Below are 1190 nucleotides of genomic sequence, written 5' to 3' on the forward strand. Positions count from 1 at the left end.
ATTGTAAATACCCCATTTATAACACAGTCATCTCGTAGAGAATTTATGCCGCATTTCGGTACTCTAACGGCGTCATGTCATTCAGTGAGTCGTGTGGTCGTTCGGTGTTATATAACTCAATCCAGTTTTCGGTTATTTGCTTTACCTCATTCAGGTTGTTGAAAATATATAAATCCAGTACATCATCACGATACGTTCGGTTAAATCGCTCAATGTATGCGTTCTGGTAAGGGCAACCAGGTTTGATGTAATCAATCATAATGCCATGCACTTTTGCCCAGCTGGTGAAGACTTCTGAGGTAAATTCACTGCCGTTATCAACGCGAATTTTCTCAGGGTAACCGTGCCATTCAGCCAGTTGGTCCAGATAACGTATTACACGCAACGATGGCATACTGGTCGCGATATCAATGCCGAGTATTTCACGGTTAAAATCATCAATAACATTGAATGTCCGAAACCGGACTTTGTTGTGCAAGCTGTCGCTCATAAAGTCCATTGACCAGCACTTACCCAGCGCACTAGGCGCAACCAAAGGCTCAGGGTTGCGGTTAGGCAAGCGTCGCTTTCCTTTGCGCCGTAGGTTCAGTTTTAACTCAGTATAAACACGATACACTCGTTTGTGGTTCCAGCGGTGGCCTAGCTTGCGAAGACGTTTGAAGCACTTAGGAAAACCCCAGCGATGATGTTTTTCAATCAACGCATTGAGTGCATCAATGATTGCAGTGTCATCGGTTAACTTAGGTTCGTAATAATAAGCGGTACGGCTGATGCCAACCGCATTACAGCAGGTTACAACGCTCGCGTTATACTGCACCTGTAGCTCACGTGCCCAAACTTTTCGTTCTGCCACAGGTGCTAAAGCTTTTTTATAATATCTTCTTGCATCTGCGATTTTAGGCTCAAATCCGCATACATTTGTTTGAGCCGACGGTTTTCTTCTTCAAGCTCTTTTAAACGGCGCACATCGGATGCTTCCATACCGCCGTATTTTTCGCGCCACTTATAAAACGTTGAATTGCCGATGCCATACTTACGGCAGAGGTCTTTGATCGGCATACCAACTTCAGCTTCTTTCAAAATCGCCACAATTTGGCTTTCAGTCTTTCGTTTGCTCATCGTCAAACTCCTTTCGTTTAGCTTAAAAGAAATTCTACGAGTCATCTGTATTATTTTACGGGGTAGTTACA

1 protein-coding gene is annotated in these 1190 nt (G+C 43.9%); it reads right to left on the reverse strand.

What is annotated here, in order from left to right; translation table 11 throughout:
- Window positions 1-43 precede the first annotated feature (43 nt).
- Window positions 44-1119 (reverse strand): IS3 family transposase gene (locus AC2UZJ_RS12490; protein WP_369806375.1). Its coding sequence is split into 2 segments (ribosomal slippage): window positions 44-870 and window positions 870-1119, totalling 1077 coding nucleotides; the frame shifts between segments, so codons are not numbered across the junction.
- Window positions 1120-1190 lie beyond the last annotated feature (71 nt).

It is taken from the genome of Paenalcaligenes sp. DL 309, from assembly GCF_057475285.1.